Origin of the sequence: Actinomyces sp. ICM47, assembly GCF_000278725.1 — a bacterium.
Classification (GTDB): Bacteria; Actinomycetota; Actinomycetes; order Actinomycetales; family Actinomycetaceae; genus Pauljensenia.
Genome location: NZ_ALCA01000009.1, coordinates 1 through 15003, shown reverse-complemented (window position 1 = coordinate 15003; position 15003 = coordinate 1). Strand labels below are relative to the sequence as shown.

Genomic DNA, 15003 nt, shown 5'->3' with positions numbered 1-15003 from the left:
CTCTGATGCACGCACACCTGATCGCGCTCGAGCAGATCGACCAGAACAGGCCACACCCGCGTCGACCCACGCGGCTACAAGTCCTTCGGCAAGTGCCTGTCCCGCAAGATCGTCTGCGGCGACTGCGGACGGCCGTTCGGCCGCAAGACCTGGCACTCGGGCACCCCGAACCGGGTCGACGTGTGGGAGTGTCCGACGAACTACGTCAAGCGCGGCACCTGCACCACCAGCCACCTCTACCAGGAGGTGCTGCTGGTGAAGATGGCCGAGGCGTTGCAGGTGCTCGCTGGGCGCAACAGCACGGCGGTTGATCAGGCCGTGGACAGCCTGCAGTCAACGGGTGCGCGGCGACGTCCGTCGACGCTCCGTGCCGCGATCGAGAAGCTCCTGACCGAATCGCCGACGCAGCTTGCGTTCCACATCCCGGACTTCCTTGCGGTGCTGGAGGGCGGGTGCACGCTCACCGATGGCAGGCTCGGATTCGTGTTCATTACCAGCGAGGCCGTCACCCTCGTCCTCCCGCAACGCTGGAGTCCCGTGATGCGCCCAGGCGAACTCGCAGCTACAGGGCGTTGCTGACCGGGCTGGCGAAGGCTTTCAGGTCTTCCCACGAGTCGGCACGGGCGGTGTCTTGCTCGTAGGCGATCAGATAGCCCCAGTGTTGACCGGCGTAGGCATCCTCAGCCACCAACCGGCGCACCAACGCCTCGGCAGCCTTACGCTTGGCCTGCACCCTGGCGTCATCGCGGCCGCGCTCGTCCTTGCCTTCGATGATCCAATGCACCCCGTTGGTGTCCAAGGCTACGAAGTCGGGGAAGTAGCGGTCTTTCGCGTTGTAGTACACGAACGCCTGGTCTTGCGGATGCAGGCGATGCCACCACACGATCCCCGGCGACGTGTTGAGCAGGCGAGCAAGCTGGTATTCGCCGGTGAAGGAGTCGAAGGATTCCTCGGCGAATAGCGACTTGAACCAGCCGCCGTAGACCCGGCCTCGCACGAACTGGGCACGGCTCTCGATCTGGTCATGCACCTTCTCACCTAACGGGAGCGTGTAGCCGGTGCCTGGCATCTGCTTGGGCTGTATGGTCGGCACCTCGCGGGTGGCTCGCAGTGTCTCGGTTGTGTAGTTCTTGATCAGCGTTAGGAGTTCGGCGCGGGCGGAGTCGAGGGATTTGACGGTCCAGCCGGTGAACGTCACGGCGCGCATGAACTTCGGCACCAGGAACGTGGCGACGTAGCGTGCGGTCTGTTCGGTTTTGGGCACCAGCGACATGTTGATCACCAGTTTGACCAGCGCCTCCTCGGCATCGGCGTTGTCGACGTGGACGGAGTCGACTTCGGCGCTTTCTCGATCCTCTGTCCGGAGTTTCTTGCCTAGGGCGGCGATGATCTCTTTGCGCAGCAGCACGTCCCCGGCAGAGGTAACCCGACGGGCCGCTTGCTCGATCACGGCGTCACTGATTTCGGACAGGCCAATGGGCGGCTGCTGCACCGTCATCGTCGTCACCGGGAATCGGTAGGACACGTCAGCAAAGCTCGGGTTCCGTCCGATCGAAACCAACTCCCAGGTGAGCTCATCCTCCTGCTCGGTGATGGTACGAACCCCGACACCGGGCAAACCCGCACCCGGGGAATCACTGCCGCCGACGGGAACGGTGCCCGGATGCGGTTCCACACCACCGGTGCTAGCACCGCTGGTACCAGCACCAGGCCACGGAATAGTCGTAGTCGATGCTTGACCGCCGGTCGAGTCTGTGCCTGTATCCGAGTTGGATTGTTCGGCGGCTTTGCGGATCGCCTCCTCAACCTTGGCCTTGTCGGGTTCGGGGACAGCTTCGTCCAATCCGAACTGCTGCAGCACGTTCTCGGCGTTCAACAATTCGGCGAAGGACTGGTGAGCGATGATATCGAGCTGGTCGATCTGCCACACGCCCGTGTACTTCCCGAACGGCAAACGCAGGCCACGTCCCATGGTCTGCTGGGTCAACACCTCCGAGGCCATCGCCCGCAGCGTGACCACGACGGCGATGTTCTTGACGTCCCAGCCTTCCTTGAGCTTGTTCACGCTAACCACTGCCAGCACAAGCGATTCGGGCTGATCCAATTCGTCGAGGCGGCGTTGGGTCAACTCATCCTCGTGCTTGGAGTCCACCTGCAGCACAGCCGATTCTCGGCCGAGGTACTCCGGCGTGCGCAACAGCTCAGCAACCTGGGTGGCGTGCTCCACATCGGAGCAGACCACGAAAGCGACCGCGTTCACATGCTCGCGGTTCTGGGAAGCCGTGTACGAGTCGTAGTAGGCCTGCTTGATCGCACGTAGCTGCAGAGCGTCCCGCAACTGTTGCTCTTCGGAGGCTTCATCGGTGCCATATCCATTCTTGCGGAACGCCAACACCGGGGCCTTGACGTACTTGTCCTGGATGGCGCGGTAGAGCGGGTACTCGTAAATGACGTGATCGGTGGTCTTGTCCACCGCCGCGGTCAACCCGATCGCCGCTGCTGGGTCGAGTTCCTTCAACGCTGCATTGAACGCGACCGCGCTGGACCCGTACAGGTGGGATTCGTCGGCGATCACAACCAGATCATCGAGGTTCTTCAGGTAGTCAAAGAGCACGCCGGCGTTCTCATCGAACCGGCGGGGCTTACGGCGCATCGCGTCCTGGGGACCACCGTGGGTGTCACCCTCGGCTTCCTTCGGCGCGATGAGCTGCTGAATGTTGAAGATAAACGCCAGCATTGGCACTTCACGGCCGAACGCGAGTCGGGCCGGGCCGTTCTGCCGGGCGATCCACGCCGAGTAGTCCTGTGGGGTCACCACCTCGGGCGGCACCGCCGCGCCGGTGATGTAGCGGGGCGTGCCGGGCGTGAAATTCTGCACGGTCTTGGCCTGCACCGTCTTGCCTGGGGTGACGATCACGACGTTGCCAACTCCTTGGCGGCGCAGATACTCCACAAACGCCGCCATCAAGTAGGTCTTGCCCACGCCCGTAGCAAGGTTGAGCACCTGCATCACGGTCGGGTCATAGTCACCGTCGAGAGTGAAGACCAGCTGGCGCAGTGCTTCCTTGTTCGGAGCACGCAAGTCGAGCTCGGCACTGATCGACTCCAGCATGTCCGAGTCAAAACTGATGTTGAGCCTGTTCGCCATCATTGGTCACCACCTTCGCTGTACCGAAACACATCATCGGGCAATGCGACCACCCGCGACCCCTTCACCAGTTTGCGCAGATGCTGGCGCACACCGTCTATCACCGTGGTGGCGGCCAGCACGATTGTCTCGCCGGGCTGGATTTGGGAAGCAAGCCAGTCAACGATCTCGGTCGTGGCGACACCCTCCACCACCTTCAACAAGGCATTGCCACGGCGGGCATCAAAAATATAGTCATCATCCGGGTGCAACAGTGTGAACCCGAGGTTGGCAGCCACCGACTCGATCAGGGTCTGTCCGGTCGCGGCCGCCGTCAGCATCACCCTGTCCAATTCAGGGGCGTAGTCGAAGCACGCAGGCGACAGATGGGCGACCTGGAAGCCGCCGCCACCACGCCAGTTCAGCACTTCCTTCGTGCGCCTGGTCTTCGAGGCAGCCTTCAGTGTCTTCACCTCGACGCTCTTCTTTAATTCCGGGTCGTCCTTGATCAGCTTGTTGAGCACGCTCGTGAATTTCGCGGCGTCCTCCGGCGAGACACCATCAGGCAGCCCGTCTTCCGTAGCGTCGACTCGTTCGCCCTTCGTCCGGGTTATCCCTCCCGGGTCTTGATCGTTGAGCACCTTCTCCAGGCGAGGGCGCGTGAACGTCGTAAACGTCGACTCCAACAACTCACACGTCACCCAACGCCGCCCCATCTTCTGCGCCACCGCCGCCGTCGTCCCGGAACCAGCAAACACGTCCAGGACGATGTCGCCAGGGTTTGATCCGGTGTGAATAATGCGCTCAAGGAGGCGCTCAGGTTTCGGTGTGTCAAAAGGGGTAAGAATCGGAAACAGAGCCTTCAGTTCGGACTTGGCCGCGCGATTGTGGCCTACGTCCTTGTTTTCCCACCACGTTCGAGGATTATTTCCATCGGTGGGGATATACGCCTTACGACCGATTCCTCCCGTTGATCGGATCAGGATCTCGGGCAGTGGCTCGCCCGAAGTTCGCCGTGCCGCGACCCGTTCACGTGCTTCATTGAGCGAGACATCTAGGACGAGCGCGCACACGTCATCGGACGCCTTCTCGCGAGGGCTCCCTCGTTGGAGGCACGCCATTCTGCGTTATGCAGGTTCTCCAACCGGTACGGCACCCATCCCTGTAAGCCGGCGAGAATGCGCTGTTGCGAGTACCTCCAACTGGCGCCTTTGGGTGGACGCATCATCTCCCCGGTCAAAGGATTCTGAATCGCGTAACACATACCACCAGAGCCATCTCCGTGATTACCGGATGGATTGTCATCCCACCAAGGCCCAAGAGGATCATTGTCCGGATTGGAAAATCGGGCGTTGTCAGCCGCTGTGCGCAGTGCCTTATTTGGCTCGAATGCCTCGCTGCGCCGGTAGACGATGACGAAATTCTGGTCAACCGAAAATCCCAAACCACGCCGCGGAGAGTCGGCCTTTTGCCAAACAACCTCTGCCTGAAAATTCTCCGCACCGAAGACCTCATCCATAAGGAGTCGCATCCGGTGCACTTCCACATCATCAAGATGCACCCAGATCGAACCGTCGTCGGTAAGCAGCTTCTTCATGTGCAGCAGCCGGTCGCGCATCATCGTCAGCCAGATAGAGTGCTCTAGGTTGTCCTCGTAACTGGCAAATGTTTGCGCGGTGTTAAACGGCGGATCAATGTAGATCAGCTTCACCTGCCCCACATACTTCTTGGCCAGTTCGGGCACTCTAGTGAGGGCCTCTAGGACGTCGCCGGATTCGCCGAGGATGAGCAGATTGTCGTCCTGAGGTTCCAGATCGGCGCGCTCGGAGTAGGCAAACTCATCCGACTTCTCCGTTTGGGTGCCTTGCACGTAGTCGTCCAGCACGAGGGTGTGGGTTTCGCAGTAACGCGGATCAGAGGGGTCAACCCACGTGTAGCCGTACTTGCCGGTCTCGGTGGGGATGAGAGCCTTGTCCTTGTTGTATCAGGTGAGCTGCAGGCGTTGAGCGGTCATCTAGTCGGTTACTCCCTTCATATCGGTGGGGACGACCTCGCAGATGTCGGCGACGTCGCAGTCGAGAGCTTCGCAGATGCGGGCAAGGACGTCGGTCGTGACGTTGCCGCCGCGTCCGAGTTTGGACAGGGTGGCTGGACTGATGCCTGCACGTTCTTGAAGTTGGGTTTTGTTCATATCGCGGTCGATGAGGAGTTTCCAGAGGGGCGTGTAGCTGAAGGCGCGGTTAGTTGTCATCTGTTCCCTCCAGATCGATCAGGTCTTCGTCCTGGGCATCGAGCAGGAAGCCGTAGCGTGCTTCTCCTTCGCGTTTCGTGAATACGATGAGATTGCATCGGTCCTTTAGCGGTTCTATGTCGGGCATGAACTTGGTGTTGTCAGCGATGATCATCTGACCGCCGTCTTGTTCGAGGGCGAGGTAGTCGTAGAGGGCAGCGGGGATGGTTTCACGGGCTTCTTGAAGCTCGGGGTCGAGCTGTGGATCGTCGAGCCCCAGTAGTGGGGTGTCGATGATAAGCAGGCCGGGGTTGTGTGTGGCGTCCTCGGAGGCGAGGTATTCCCGGAGGGCGAGCATGACAGCGGTGTTGACGAACGACCGGTAGCCCTGCCCTTCCTTCGCTTTTGTTTTGCCGTTGATGACAGCATCGAACAGTTCGTGCGAGAATTGGGCATCTTTGAGTCTGGGGAACACGCAGGCTCCAAGGACGTCGAGCAGGTTGGTGCCCATCTGCGACCAGAACGTTTTCGGGTATTCGTCGAGCGGATTGAAGTTGCCCTTGGGGAATGTGCGATTCTTGCGTTCTTCAAGTTCGTCTTCGATGGCTTGTTTGCGTTCGAGGTGCTGTTCTCTTTCTGCCTGCATGGCGATGATCGCGTTGTGACTGGCAAGCGAAGTCGAGAGGGCTTGCAGTTGCGGCTCTAACTCGCCGCTAATGCGCCGGGCAATGTGCTCGGCTTCTGCGGCGAAATCCTGCTCTTGTTCTTGCAGTGGTGCCTGTTCAACATCCATCTGATGGATCGTTTGACGAAGATCGTTGAGTCGGGCAGCTAGGTCGTGGCGTTCACGCAGATCGGGCTCTGGAACTGCGGATCGCGCTTCCGGCGGTAGTGCCTGCGTGCATACGGGGCAGGTTGTTGCCGGTTCCCTGTGTGCGGTGAGGGCGTGGCCTTCCTCGACGAAATCGAACCGCTCGATGCGGGCACGGTAGGAGGCGGCAAGTTCCTCGTATCGGTTCCGCAGACTGCGGGATTCCGCCAGCGAGTCACGCACCTGTTGGAGGCGTGCGACGATGTCTTGCCCCTGCACGGTGGCGTGTGTGATGCGTTGCTGGACACGTTCCAGTTCTGCGGTCAGCTCATCGATGCGCTGCTGGATCTCTGCTGGGTCGCTGCTACCGAGTGCTTTGTCGATCAACTCGATTCGTTCTTCAAGCTGTTTGGGTAGCGGCTCGAGGTAGTCGATGATCGCGTTGTTACGCAATTTCCTCGTTTCGACAGACTCATCACGAGCGTAGGCGGCATAGTCCTTGCCGGTGATCAGTGACGCTAGGGCGCATTTGAACGCGGGCTGTGCGGTGGCCTGAAGAGGGAGAAGGATTTGTTTCTTGGTGCTGATCCGGTCTTCATCCGCGTACAGCGCATGCCAGAAGGTACGCCACGTCAACGCCTGGGTTTCAAGGTTTTGGTTCTTGATGATTTTCAGGTTTTCAGGGGCGTCGTAGCCGATGAGTTTGAGCCACACCGAGCTGAGCAGCGGGGAACGGCCAGACGATTGACGTTTGTAGACTCCAGACTCAATTCGTGGGTCTGTGCTGGAGACCTCGATGTTATTGGCTCCCTCACCGATGGAGCGCGATAACGTGAGTGAGCCCTGCGCGGTGCGCACCCCCATACGCACCTCGGTGTAGCCGGAGTTTTCGTCGAGGACGAACTCGTCAGCTTTCAGCCCGAATACGTAGTCGATGCACTGAAGCACCCAGGACTTGCCGGAGTTAGACGGTCCGTAGATGACGTTGAGTCCAGATTCGAAACCAACGCTGGAGTCCCGCCGAGTGGGGTGCCCGGCCACGGTGATGCTGCTGATCCAGAAGCCAGGTGTCATCGCGTTTCTCCTTCCGGGGTCGCTGACCTGATGATCTGAGCCAGCTCGCTCGTGCTCAGGTCGCCAACCCGCTCGATCGTCTCCAACGCGGTGTCGAACAACTGACCGGCGTATCGGGAGCGGAAATGGTTGACGACTGATTCACCCTCAGCGGTAATCGTGAAGGCCGCCGGAGAACGATCTGGCTGTAGTGTCACGAATCCTTGGATCGCCAAATGCTGGAGAGCTTGGGTCATCAGGACTGTGCGCGTGTGGAGTTCCGCGCTGGCCAGTCGGTGGGTGCCGTTGAGGCTCTCTGCCCCGACCCCGAAGGTGTGGGCGTTGACGGTGATGGTGTCTAGGGCACCCAGGTAGTCGGCATCCGCTGCATCTCCGAGCAGGAACAGCAAGATAAGCCCGCGCAGTTCAGCTTCGAAACTTGTGTCTAGGGACGTGGCGCGCATCAATTTACCCATCCCAGCCGCTTCCGGGCGACCAGTTCGTGGCAGGAACCTTTCCGGCTCCACACGTCGATCAGGTCAATGATCTGGTCGAGCCGGACACCGTCGAGTTGGACTGCGGCTGCTTGAGCCAGTGTCGCGAAGAGACGTTCGAGTCCGTTGGGGTACTGACGCAAGTTGGTGTCGGAGACTCCCGCGTGCATCGTTTCCAGGAAATCGTCAAACAATGGCCGCCCATCGTGGATGCAGTTCCACGATGTTTCTCGTACCCATTCGGCACGGTAGAACGCTTTGCGCTGTTCTTGGAAGTGTTGAACCAGACGCGACGGGATGTCGTCCAGCTGCACCTCAACGCCGGTACGGGCTTTGTCTTCGCAATACGCGGCCAGGAGCGCCGAAACATACCCCAGCTCAGCAGGCTGAACTGTGTCCGGTGTTGGATGCTTCTGCGGTAACGCGACCGAGCGGTCGCCAAGCCTGAGGCGATTCATCTTCTCGTCAATGTACGGGACGCCAGATCGGTCGGCCTTGTCTGCCAAAGTCAAGGGCTCCGTTACGGCAGCGGTCTCACCGGCAGCTTCGGTGAACACCTTGTAGAACAGCTGGCCTAGACCTTCGGTAACATTGCCCTTGTTGATCGACTCGTCAAGGTCGTGGAGCCGGTCGGCTAGGTCATTGAGTGCCGACTCCTCGTATGCCTGGGAGACGTTGCTGGCGAACCGAAACTGATCCCATCGCCCAGCCAGCTCGCTCGCTAACACAGTAGGCAGCTGGTCAGACCCGTTGGCGTACCCCTTCCACGTCGCCGACTTGCGCATCTCAAGCGCGGTCTTTTCACCGTCGACGGTTCCGCGAGGCACGAGTCCCATGTCGATGAGACCTGCGGTGAACTCGCCAAGGTTACGGGTGCCTTTCATCAGCGGGCGCACCGTCGCCAAAACGGCATGGAAGCTCGACTTATAATCCACCGCACCACCTCTCCATCGCGACCCATCGCTTCCCAGCCGATCAGAAAAACGTCATCGGGGAACCTAGAACCACAAGGGCGAACAGCGAACCTGTGTTCCTTCGATCTTACAAGGCCGCTTCACTCTTGTCGCGTTCATCTTCACGAACGCGTAACCGTGTCGGAGCGAACTGAGGCAGGAGGTGAACAAGGACATGGGTACACGAAACACGAAGCAGACGTCTCGACCGGTCGCCAAGAAGGCGGCCGCACTGCTGCGCGACGGTCGCACCTCGGCCAAGACGAAGTCGGTCGCAGCCTCGGCGCTGGCTCAGGCCAAGCCGCGTAAGGGCAAGTAGCCCTCACGGCTGTTCTGCTGGCCAGACGTCATCCGGCAGGACAGCCCAACCGCTGTGGCGGTCAAAGCCGTACCGGCCACCGGCCGGCCGCCTTCCTCCTACACCCGCATGCGTTTTTCACCCGTATTCGGGAGACCTCCGTTGAGCGCTTGACGGGCACCACCTGTATCCGGGTTCACCCCCGGGTCGGGTTGGTGCCCCTCACTGTTTCCGCTCAACACCACGGCCTCTCGTCGGTTGCCCTCAACGGGGTCTCCCTTCGTAAGAAGGGAAGCCCTCACGTGGCATTCAACAACCAATTCACCGTCCCATACCTGACCCCCAGGGGCAACACCATCGACCTACCCGTCCCGGACCTACCCGACAGCGAGAAACTGCGTGTCCAGCTGCGCGACCCGGCTTCGCGTCCGACGTGGGCTCGCGCCTACCTCGACGACGTGTACGCCGAGTACCGCGAACTGGATAATCGCCGCCGCTCCGACATCTCCGTCGACCAACCCGGCCACGGTGATGACGACGAGCGTGGCGGGCTGGGCGCGGATTACTTCGCCTCGGAAGATCCGGACTTCACCGAGCAGGTCGAGGCCAACCTCGCGGTGGTCGAACTGCTGAGTCCACTGACTGCGACGCAGCGCGAGTACATCGAGCTGCATGTGCTCCACGGCGACTGGTTCACCGAGATCGCCGCCGACAAGACCGGCGCAGGCCAGCCGACCAGTGCCGATGCGGTGCGGAAAGCCGTCTCGCGCGGTCTGGCCCAACTGCGCAAAACACTCACCGAGTCGTAGGCCGTCTGGTTTCGGCGCGTCCCATGCCTGACAGATGCAAGGCACTCCCTTCACCAACCCGGTGATGGGGCGTACCACCACTCACATGGAAGGAAACCCGGATGCCCACCAAGCTCAAGATCAAGATCGCCAAGCACCCCAGCCCGGCTGCCGCACTCGCTGCAAAAGAAATCCACCCCAGCAGGCGGATGCTGCGCGCGATCTTCGGCACCAGACGACCCCAGCACCGCATGGCTGTGCTCCTGCCTGGCTCCGAAGCCTCCACCGTCGAGGTGCGTGTCGCCGACACCGACGACCTGATGGCGCTGGCCGACGTGGCAGGTGTCACCCGTGAGGGCGGTGATAACTGGGCCTGTGTGCAAGTTGTTGACGGTTTGTTTATGCGGCTGTTGCCTGGGCCGCTTGGTGTAGTTCGTATTCGATGGGGGGTTTGCCGCCGAGGCTGGTGTGGATGCGGCGGCGGTTGTAGAAGTCTTCGATCCAGGTGGCGACCCCAGTGCAGACCTGGTCGCGGGTGGTAAAGGAGCGCCGGTAGTAGTACTCGGTTTTGAGGGTGGCCCAAAAGGATTCGGCCATGGCGTTATCCCAGCACACTCCGGCCTGTCCCATCGACACGGTTCCTTGGACGGCGCGCATGTAGGCGGCCAGTTTCTGGGAGGTGAACTGTGTTCCCCGATCAGCGTGGAGCACGATCCCAGTGGGGAAGCTGCCACGGGTGGTGGCGGCCATGTCGAGCGCGGTGATGACCAGAGCGCGTGTTGTGCTGCTCGCCCATGGCGTATCCGAGCACTCGGCGCGAGTGTGCATCGCGCACGGCGCACAGGTAGACCCAGCCTTGGGCGCAGCGCAGGTAGGTAAAGTCCGTGATCCACACCCGGTCCAGGGCGCCTTGGTCCCACTGGCGGGCGCAGTGGTCCTCATGGGCCACCGGACCCCGCCGGCCGCGCCTAGCCGGGCGCGGGTGCGTGTTCAGGCCTGTCAGGCCCTGGCGGCGCATCGACGCGGCGACCGCGCACACACCCACATCCACACCCGCGCGCGCCAGAGCATGGCGGACACATGGAGCCCCATACGTGCCACCGGACACCTCGTGTTCCCAGGCCACCGCCTCATCCAAACGCCTCCGCACCAGCGCGCGCTCGCCCCGCTGGGGTGCACGGTTTTTCCACGCGTAATAGCCCGCGCGCGTGACACCCAAGACCTTGGCCATCACAGTGATCGAGTAGGAAGCCCTTGTGCGCGTCCATCAGCTCAAATCGCTGGTGTTGTAGTGCCCAGAGGCGAAGAAGGCGTTGGCTTTTCCCAAGAACTCGTTCTCCTTCTCCAGCTGGCGCACTCGCCGACGCAAAGCAGTGATCTCAGCTTCCATCTCGCGTGGATCAGGGCGCCCCTGCTGGGCGGCCTGGCACCGCTCGCGCTCGAGTTTGACCCAGCGGCCCACCACCGTTTCACCCAGCCCCCAATCCTGGGCCACAGACGCGATCAAAGCCCCCGTATCCAACATCAAAGACGCAACATCACGACGATACTCCGGCGTCAAACGACGACGAAAAACCATAACAGGCACCTCACTCTCCGCAGGCACACACGCCCGCTTAACGAAGTGTCGACAAGACCAGCCTAAGCCCACAGACAATTAAACACGCCCGAGCATGGCGATACGGTCGAGGTGCATGGGGCGAAACTCGATGCCCTCGAAGACATCATCGAGGCCGCCAACGGCCAAACCGTCCTCGTCTCCTACTGGTACCGACACGACCGCGAACACATCCAGCGTCGCTTCCCACAAGCCCGCGAACTGAAGACGTCGGCGGAAATCGAGGCGTGGAACCGGGGCGACATCCCGCTTGGCCTGATCCACCCCGCTTCCGCTGGGCATGGAGTGAATCTGCAGTCCGGTGGCCACCTGCTCGTGTGGTTCTCACTGACCTGGAGCTTGGAGCTGTATCAGCAGACCAGCGCCCGGCTGTATCGACAAGGACAGGCCGAGTCTGTCACCATCACCCACCTCACCGCCACCGACACCCTCGACCAAGCTGTCCTCAAGGCGCTGGAGGCGAAGGACATGACCCAGGCCGCATTGATCGACGCGGTCGCCACCGAACTCACAACCATAAGCAGGAAGGAGTCGTCATGCATGTGGGCCTGCTGGCGCAAGATTCGTACCGCCTACATCACCGCCCACCCCTTGTGCGAGGACTGCCTCGCGGCTGGCCGGTACACCCCTTCGCAGGAAGTCCAGCACGCCATCCCATTGGAACACGGCGGCACCCATGACCAGGCCAATCTCCGCAGTTTGTGTAAGCCGCGCCACTCCCGCCAGTCGGCGCTCGACGGCGACCGGTGGAGGCAGACCCCGAGGGTCTACACCTACTGAAATCTGCGCCACGTCGCGCCGAGGTTGCGAAACCTCAAAGATGTGCACCTCGGTGCTGATCGGCAGACACGGGGGAACCTGGCGGCGCTGGCGAGGGGAGGGTTGGGGCCTCTCGATCTCTACGACGCTCGGACAGGTCAGCGGGCGGGGCCAACCGTGTGCAAAGTCCCCGAATCAAACAGGGTATTAACACTTCGGGCTTCGTCGGCATTACCAGTGAGGGATGAAACTCGCGAAGTTTCGCTCTGCCCGTCCGGATTCGGGTTTCCCGGTGACGTACAGGTGAGGGTAAAAACTCGGAGCTTCTCATCTGGTGTTCTGGATCCCTCCGTGGCAGATGTTCGCCTGCCTCGAGTTAACAACTGATTTCTGAAGGAGGAATCATGGCAGATCAAATGGTGCTGACAACTCAGCAGTGGCTGAATTCGACTTACGGCAATAAAACTGGGTTCGGCTCAGTCCAAGAAACCGGTAACACTGGCTGGGATACAATCAACGCACTCATCCGCGCTCTGCAAATCGAGCTGGGTATTACAGCGACGGCAAACAATTTCGGTTCTGGAACACAGTCTCGATTCAAGTCTCGTTGGCCAAACGGCATTACTCAAACTTCTGGCTACGACAATGTTCATGGAATTATTCAAGGAGCCTTGTGGTGCAAGGGATATCGAGCCGAATACGGTGGCATCACTCTTGAGTTTACCGACCACGTGGCCGACTCTATTCGCCAGATGAAAGTCGATATTGGCCTTGGCGATACGAGCGCAACGGTCGATGTTGAACTAATGATGGCGCTTCTGTCAATGAAACAGTTCCGGTTACTCTCTGCCTACGGCGGCAAGCCAGCTATTCGTCAGGCGCAGCAAGCAATTAACCGTGGGTACAAGAACTACACAGGGATCATCCCCACTGATGGCTTGTACGGTCGTGAAATGAACACGGCTTTAATCCAGGTCCTCCAAGCAATCGAAGGATACACACCTGCCGAAGCCACCGGGAATTTTGGTGCAGGCACTCGCGCCAAACTACGGACAATTAGTAGCGGCACTAACCAGTGGGTATGGCTAGCCACTGTGAATCTAGTCTGCAACGGCTACTCCATTTTGCCGACCAGCACGTGGAACAGCGGAATCAGCAACACGCTGTGGCAGTTCCAGCAAGCACACGCCTTGCCAGTGACCGGGGTGGTCGACCCAACCACATGGATGAGCCTGCTCACTTCAAAAGGCGACCCCAATCGGCCATGTGTGGCTTGCGATACGCGCTTTGAGATCACTGACGAGCTTGCTGGACATCTTAAGGCTGATGGTTATCAGATCGTAGGCCGCTATCTCAGTGAACCCAACCAAAGCAGTAAGTCTGAGGCAGACTATTTCAAGGCGCTCCGGACAGGCGAGCTAGAGCGAATCGTTGGTCATGGGCTGAAGTATTTCCCAATTTTTCAAGAGTACTCAACTGAACTTAAGTACTTTAGTGTCGAAAATGGGCACCGTCATGCGAAAGAGGCCCAATACGCTGCCCAACGACTTGGTGTTCCACCTACAGTGATCTACTTCGCCGTTGACTACGATGCCACGGATCCTCAGGTGACCAGCCACATCCTGCCCTACTTCAAGGCAGTAACGCAAAGCCTCGGCGGCGGCTACCGAGTGGGTATCTACGCCTCACGAAACATCTGCACCCGGATAGCTCAGGCTGGATACGCGGTAGCATCATTCGTCTCTGACATGTCTACCGGATTCTCAGGTAATCTCGGTTTCCCGATCCCCGACAACTGGGTATTTGATCAGTTCCACGAAATCAGTGGATATCGAGGGAAATGGGATCTTGACCGCGTGGCATATTCGGGTCTCATGTCAGCCGATTCGTCGGTGCGCCCCGCGCAGCCAGTGAATTACGACGCTCTAGATTTTCTCGATCTGATCGAAGCGCTTGAGAGCCGGTTCGAGGAATTGCGCGTGGTCTATAAGGACTACGCTTTCGGAGAGGATCCGATCACATCCGGCAGCTACGTTACTTGGGTCAAAGTTCCGACTTGGCGATGTGTCCTGAACTACCTATCAACGGTCTACCTCAAGGGAAGCGCAAAGTGGTCCGCGGCAGCTGAAGCATATCGGGAGACGGACGCGAAAAGGCTGGAAGATGACACTCAAGCGTCCCAGATAATCTCTGCCTTGAATAAGTGGATTCGCTCCGATCGACAAGAATGGACGGACCCCGCAGGTGGTGCAGTAGATATCCCGCATATGAGTGTGACCACCCTGGGCTACATCAACCTCAATCCGCTCGTTCCTGATAAGTGGACGGGATGGGCGGGTGACTTAGCTTCAGCGCTCGGTCCGATTCAAAAGGTTGTTGAACTGAATCCCGGCTCAAACATTATTGCAGTAGCAAGGGCTCTTGTTGGCCAAGGGGATAACTATATGAATCACAGTGGACTTCAAGGTTTGACCATCCCCAATGATCTGCCGAACAGCTGCAACTACTCCGACCTGTGTAGCGACGGGGATGCGATCAAACTGGCTGCGATGCTGAAAGGCTCGGGAGCCGACGACCCCAACCTTCTGTCCCGAACGCTGAGGAGCTACTACAACAATCCAGTTTCGCTATTGCAGCGATTCAAGGCGATCTCTGAGAGTGTTGGTGCAAGCGACGGAGGAACCGCAAAGGACAAGTTCTTTGCAGAAATTGATGGCCCATTGGATGACAGATACGTTGGCCTTCTCACAGACGGTTCCAATGGGGCATACGGCTACTCGGGCGTTGAGCCTAGCGAAGAAACCAAGAGGGCAGCATGTCAAGCTCTAGCTGAATTCATCTACTGAGTTTGTCATCTGCTTCATGGCTGGGG

General features: G+C 59.7%; 13 protein-coding genes and 3 pseudogenes. 6 read left to right on the top strand and 10 right to left on the bottom strand.

From position 1 onward, the window contains the following. Positions 1-96: 96 nt before the first annotated feature. Positions 97-579: a zinc ribbon domain-containing protein gene (locus tag HMPREF1136_RS00500; protein ID WP_314736723.1), complete on the top strand. Its 483-nt coding sequence runs from the start codon at positions 97-99 to the stop codon at positions 577-579. Here the strand turns inward: HMPREF1136_RS00500 and HMPREF1136_RS00495 are convergent. The 7 genes from HMPREF1136_RS00495 to HMPREF1136_RS00465 all read right to left on the bottom strand — a co-directional run bounded on the left by HMPREF1136_RS00495 (position 563) and on the right by HMPREF1136_RS00465 (position 8650). Beyond that, on the bottom strand, positions 563-3151 hold the full coding sequence (locus tag HMPREF1136_RS00495) for a DEAD/DEAH box helicase (protein ID WP_009647336.1): 2589 nt from the start codon (positions 3149-3151) through the stop codon (positions 563-565). The genes HMPREF1136_RS00500 and HMPREF1136_RS00495 overlap by 17 nt on opposite strands. Next, entirely contained in the window at positions 3148-4200 is a 1053-nt protein-coding gene (locus tag HMPREF1136_RS10990; protein ID WP_009647331.1) for a DNA methyltransferase, read from the bottom strand. The genes HMPREF1136_RS00495 and HMPREF1136_RS10990 overlap by 4 nt, the downstream gene beginning before the upstream one ends. Further along, complete coding sequence (locus HMPREF1136_RS10985) at positions 4182-5012, bottom strand: site-specific DNA-methyltransferase (protein WP_009647333.1); 831 nt, start codon at positions 5010-5012, stop codon at positions 4182-4184. The genes HMPREF1136_RS10990 and HMPREF1136_RS10985 overlap by 19 nt, the downstream gene beginning before the upstream one ends. 129 nt (positions 5013-5141) lie before the next feature. Then, a complete protein-coding gene (locus HMPREF1136_RS00480; RefSeq protein ID WP_009647326.1) occupies positions 5142-5378 on the bottom strand; it encodes a helix-turn-helix domain-containing protein in 237 nt (78 codons plus the stop codon). Then, positions 5368-7242, bottom strand: coding sequence for an AAA family ATPase (locus HMPREF1136_RS00475; protein WP_009647337.1), 1875 nt, complete (start codon positions 7240-7242; stop codon positions 5368-5370). The genes HMPREF1136_RS00480 and HMPREF1136_RS00475 overlap by 11 nt, the downstream gene beginning before the upstream one ends. After that, the gene (locus HMPREF1136_RS00470; RefSeq protein WP_009647329.1) at positions 7239-7685 is read right to left on the bottom strand and encodes an ABC-three component system middle component 2; all 447 of its coding nucleotides are present in this window, start codon (positions 7683-7685) and stop codon (positions 7239-7241) included. Before HMPREF1136_RS00470 ends, HMPREF1136_RS00475 begins: the two co-directional genes overlap by 4 nt. After that, positions 7685-8650, bottom strand: a complete 966-nt coding sequence (locus HMPREF1136_RS00465) for an ABC-three component system protein (protein WP_009647325.1) — start codon at positions 8648-8650, stop codon at positions 7685-7687. The genes HMPREF1136_RS00470 and HMPREF1136_RS00465 overlap by 1 nt, the downstream gene beginning before the upstream one ends. 193 nt (positions 8651-8843) lie before the next feature. On the opposite strand from HMPREF1136_RS00465, the gene HMPREF1136_RS10980 reads away from it, so the two are divergent. Together HMPREF1136_RS10980 and HMPREF1136_RS00460 are read left to right on the top strand one after the other, a co-directional pair. Next, entirely contained in the window at positions 8844-8987 is a 144-nt protein-coding gene (locus HMPREF1136_RS10980; RefSeq protein WP_198002790.1) for a hypothetical protein, read from the top strand. 281 nt (positions 8988-9268) lie between these two features. Further along, a complete protein-coding gene (locus HMPREF1136_RS00460; protein ID WP_009647330.1) occupies positions 9269-9775 on the top strand; it encodes a hypothetical protein in 507 nt (168 codons plus the stop codon). A 378-nt stretch (positions 9776-10153) separates the two neighbouring features. On the opposite strand, the gene HMPREF1136_RS10400 is transcribed toward HMPREF1136_RS00460, so the two are convergent. From HMPREF1136_RS10400 to HMPREF1136_RS10395, 3 genes and pseudogenes are all read right to left on the bottom strand, one after another. Continuing rightward, positions 10154-10582, bottom strand: coding sequence for an integrase core domain-containing protein (locus HMPREF1136_RS10400; RefSeq protein ID WP_198002789.1), 429 nt, complete (start codon positions 10580-10582; stop codon positions 10154-10156). 175 nt (positions 10583-10757) lie between these two features. Beyond that, positions 10758-10985 (bottom strand): annotated as a pseudogene (locus HMPREF1136_RS11435) (IS3 family transposase); the annotation flags it as partial. Between the two features lie 36 nt (positions 10986-11021). Further along, positions 11022-11333 (bottom strand): transposase, encoded by a 312-nt coding sequence (locus HMPREF1136_RS10395; protein WP_009647327.1) that lies wholly within the window; start codon positions 11331-11333, stop codon positions 11022-11024. 93 nt (positions 11334-11426) lie between these two features. On the opposite strand from HMPREF1136_RS10395, the pseudogene HMPREF1136_RS10390 reads away from it, so the two are divergent. From HMPREF1136_RS10390 to HMPREF1136_RS00435, 3 genes and pseudogenes are all read left to right on the top strand, one after another. Further along, a pseudogene (locus HMPREF1136_RS10390) lies at positions 11427-11915 on the top strand (ATP-dependent helicase); the annotation flags it as partial. Between the two features lie 9 nt (positions 11916-11924). After that, positions 11925-12152, top strand: a pseudogene (locus HMPREF1136_RS11100) (HNH endonuclease signature motif containing protein); the annotation flags it as partial. Positions 12153-12535: 383 nt separating this feature from the next. Further along, a complete protein-coding gene (locus HMPREF1136_RS00435; protein WP_009647335.1) occupies positions 12536-14977 on the top strand; it encodes a glycoside hydrolase domain-containing protein in 2442 nt (813 codons plus the stop codon). The last annotated feature ends 26 nt before the right edge of the window (positions 14978-15003 follow it).

Bases quoted from the DNA above. Each gene is read 5' to 3' on its own strand.
- HMPREF1136_RS10400 (WP_198002789.1), bottom strand. From the start codon at position 10,582: ATGCACACTCGCGCCGAGTGCTCGGATACGCCATGGGCGAGCAGCACA.
- HMPREF1136_RS00475 (WP_009647337.1), bottom strand. From the start codon at position 7,242: ATGACACCTGGCTTCTGGATCAGCAGCATCACCGTGGCCGGGCACCCC.
- HMPREF1136_RS00480 (WP_009647326.1), bottom strand. From the start codon at position 5,378: ATGACAACTAACCGCGCCTTCAGCTACACGCCCCTCTGGAAACTCCTC.
- HMPREF1136_RS00470 (WP_009647329.1), bottom strand. From the start codon at position 7,685: ATGCGCGCCACGTCCCTAGACACAAGTTTCGAAGCTGAACTGCGCGGG.
- HMPREF1136_RS10980 (WP_198002790.1), top strand. From the start codon at position 8,844: ATGGGTACACGAAACACGAAGCAGACGTCTCGACCGGTCGCCAAGAAG.
- HMPREF1136_RS10395 (WP_009647327.1), bottom strand. From the start codon at position 11,333: ATGGTTTTTCGTCGTCGTTTGACGCCGGAGTATCGTCGTGATGTTGCG.
- HMPREF1136_RS00495 (WP_009647336.1), bottom strand. From the start codon at position 3,151: ATGATGGCGAACAGGCTCAACATCAGTTTTGACTCGGACATGCTGGAG.
- HMPREF1136_RS00435 (WP_009647335.1), top strand. From the start codon at position 12,536: ATGGCAGATCAAATGGTGCTGACAACTCAGCAGTGGCTGAATTCGACT.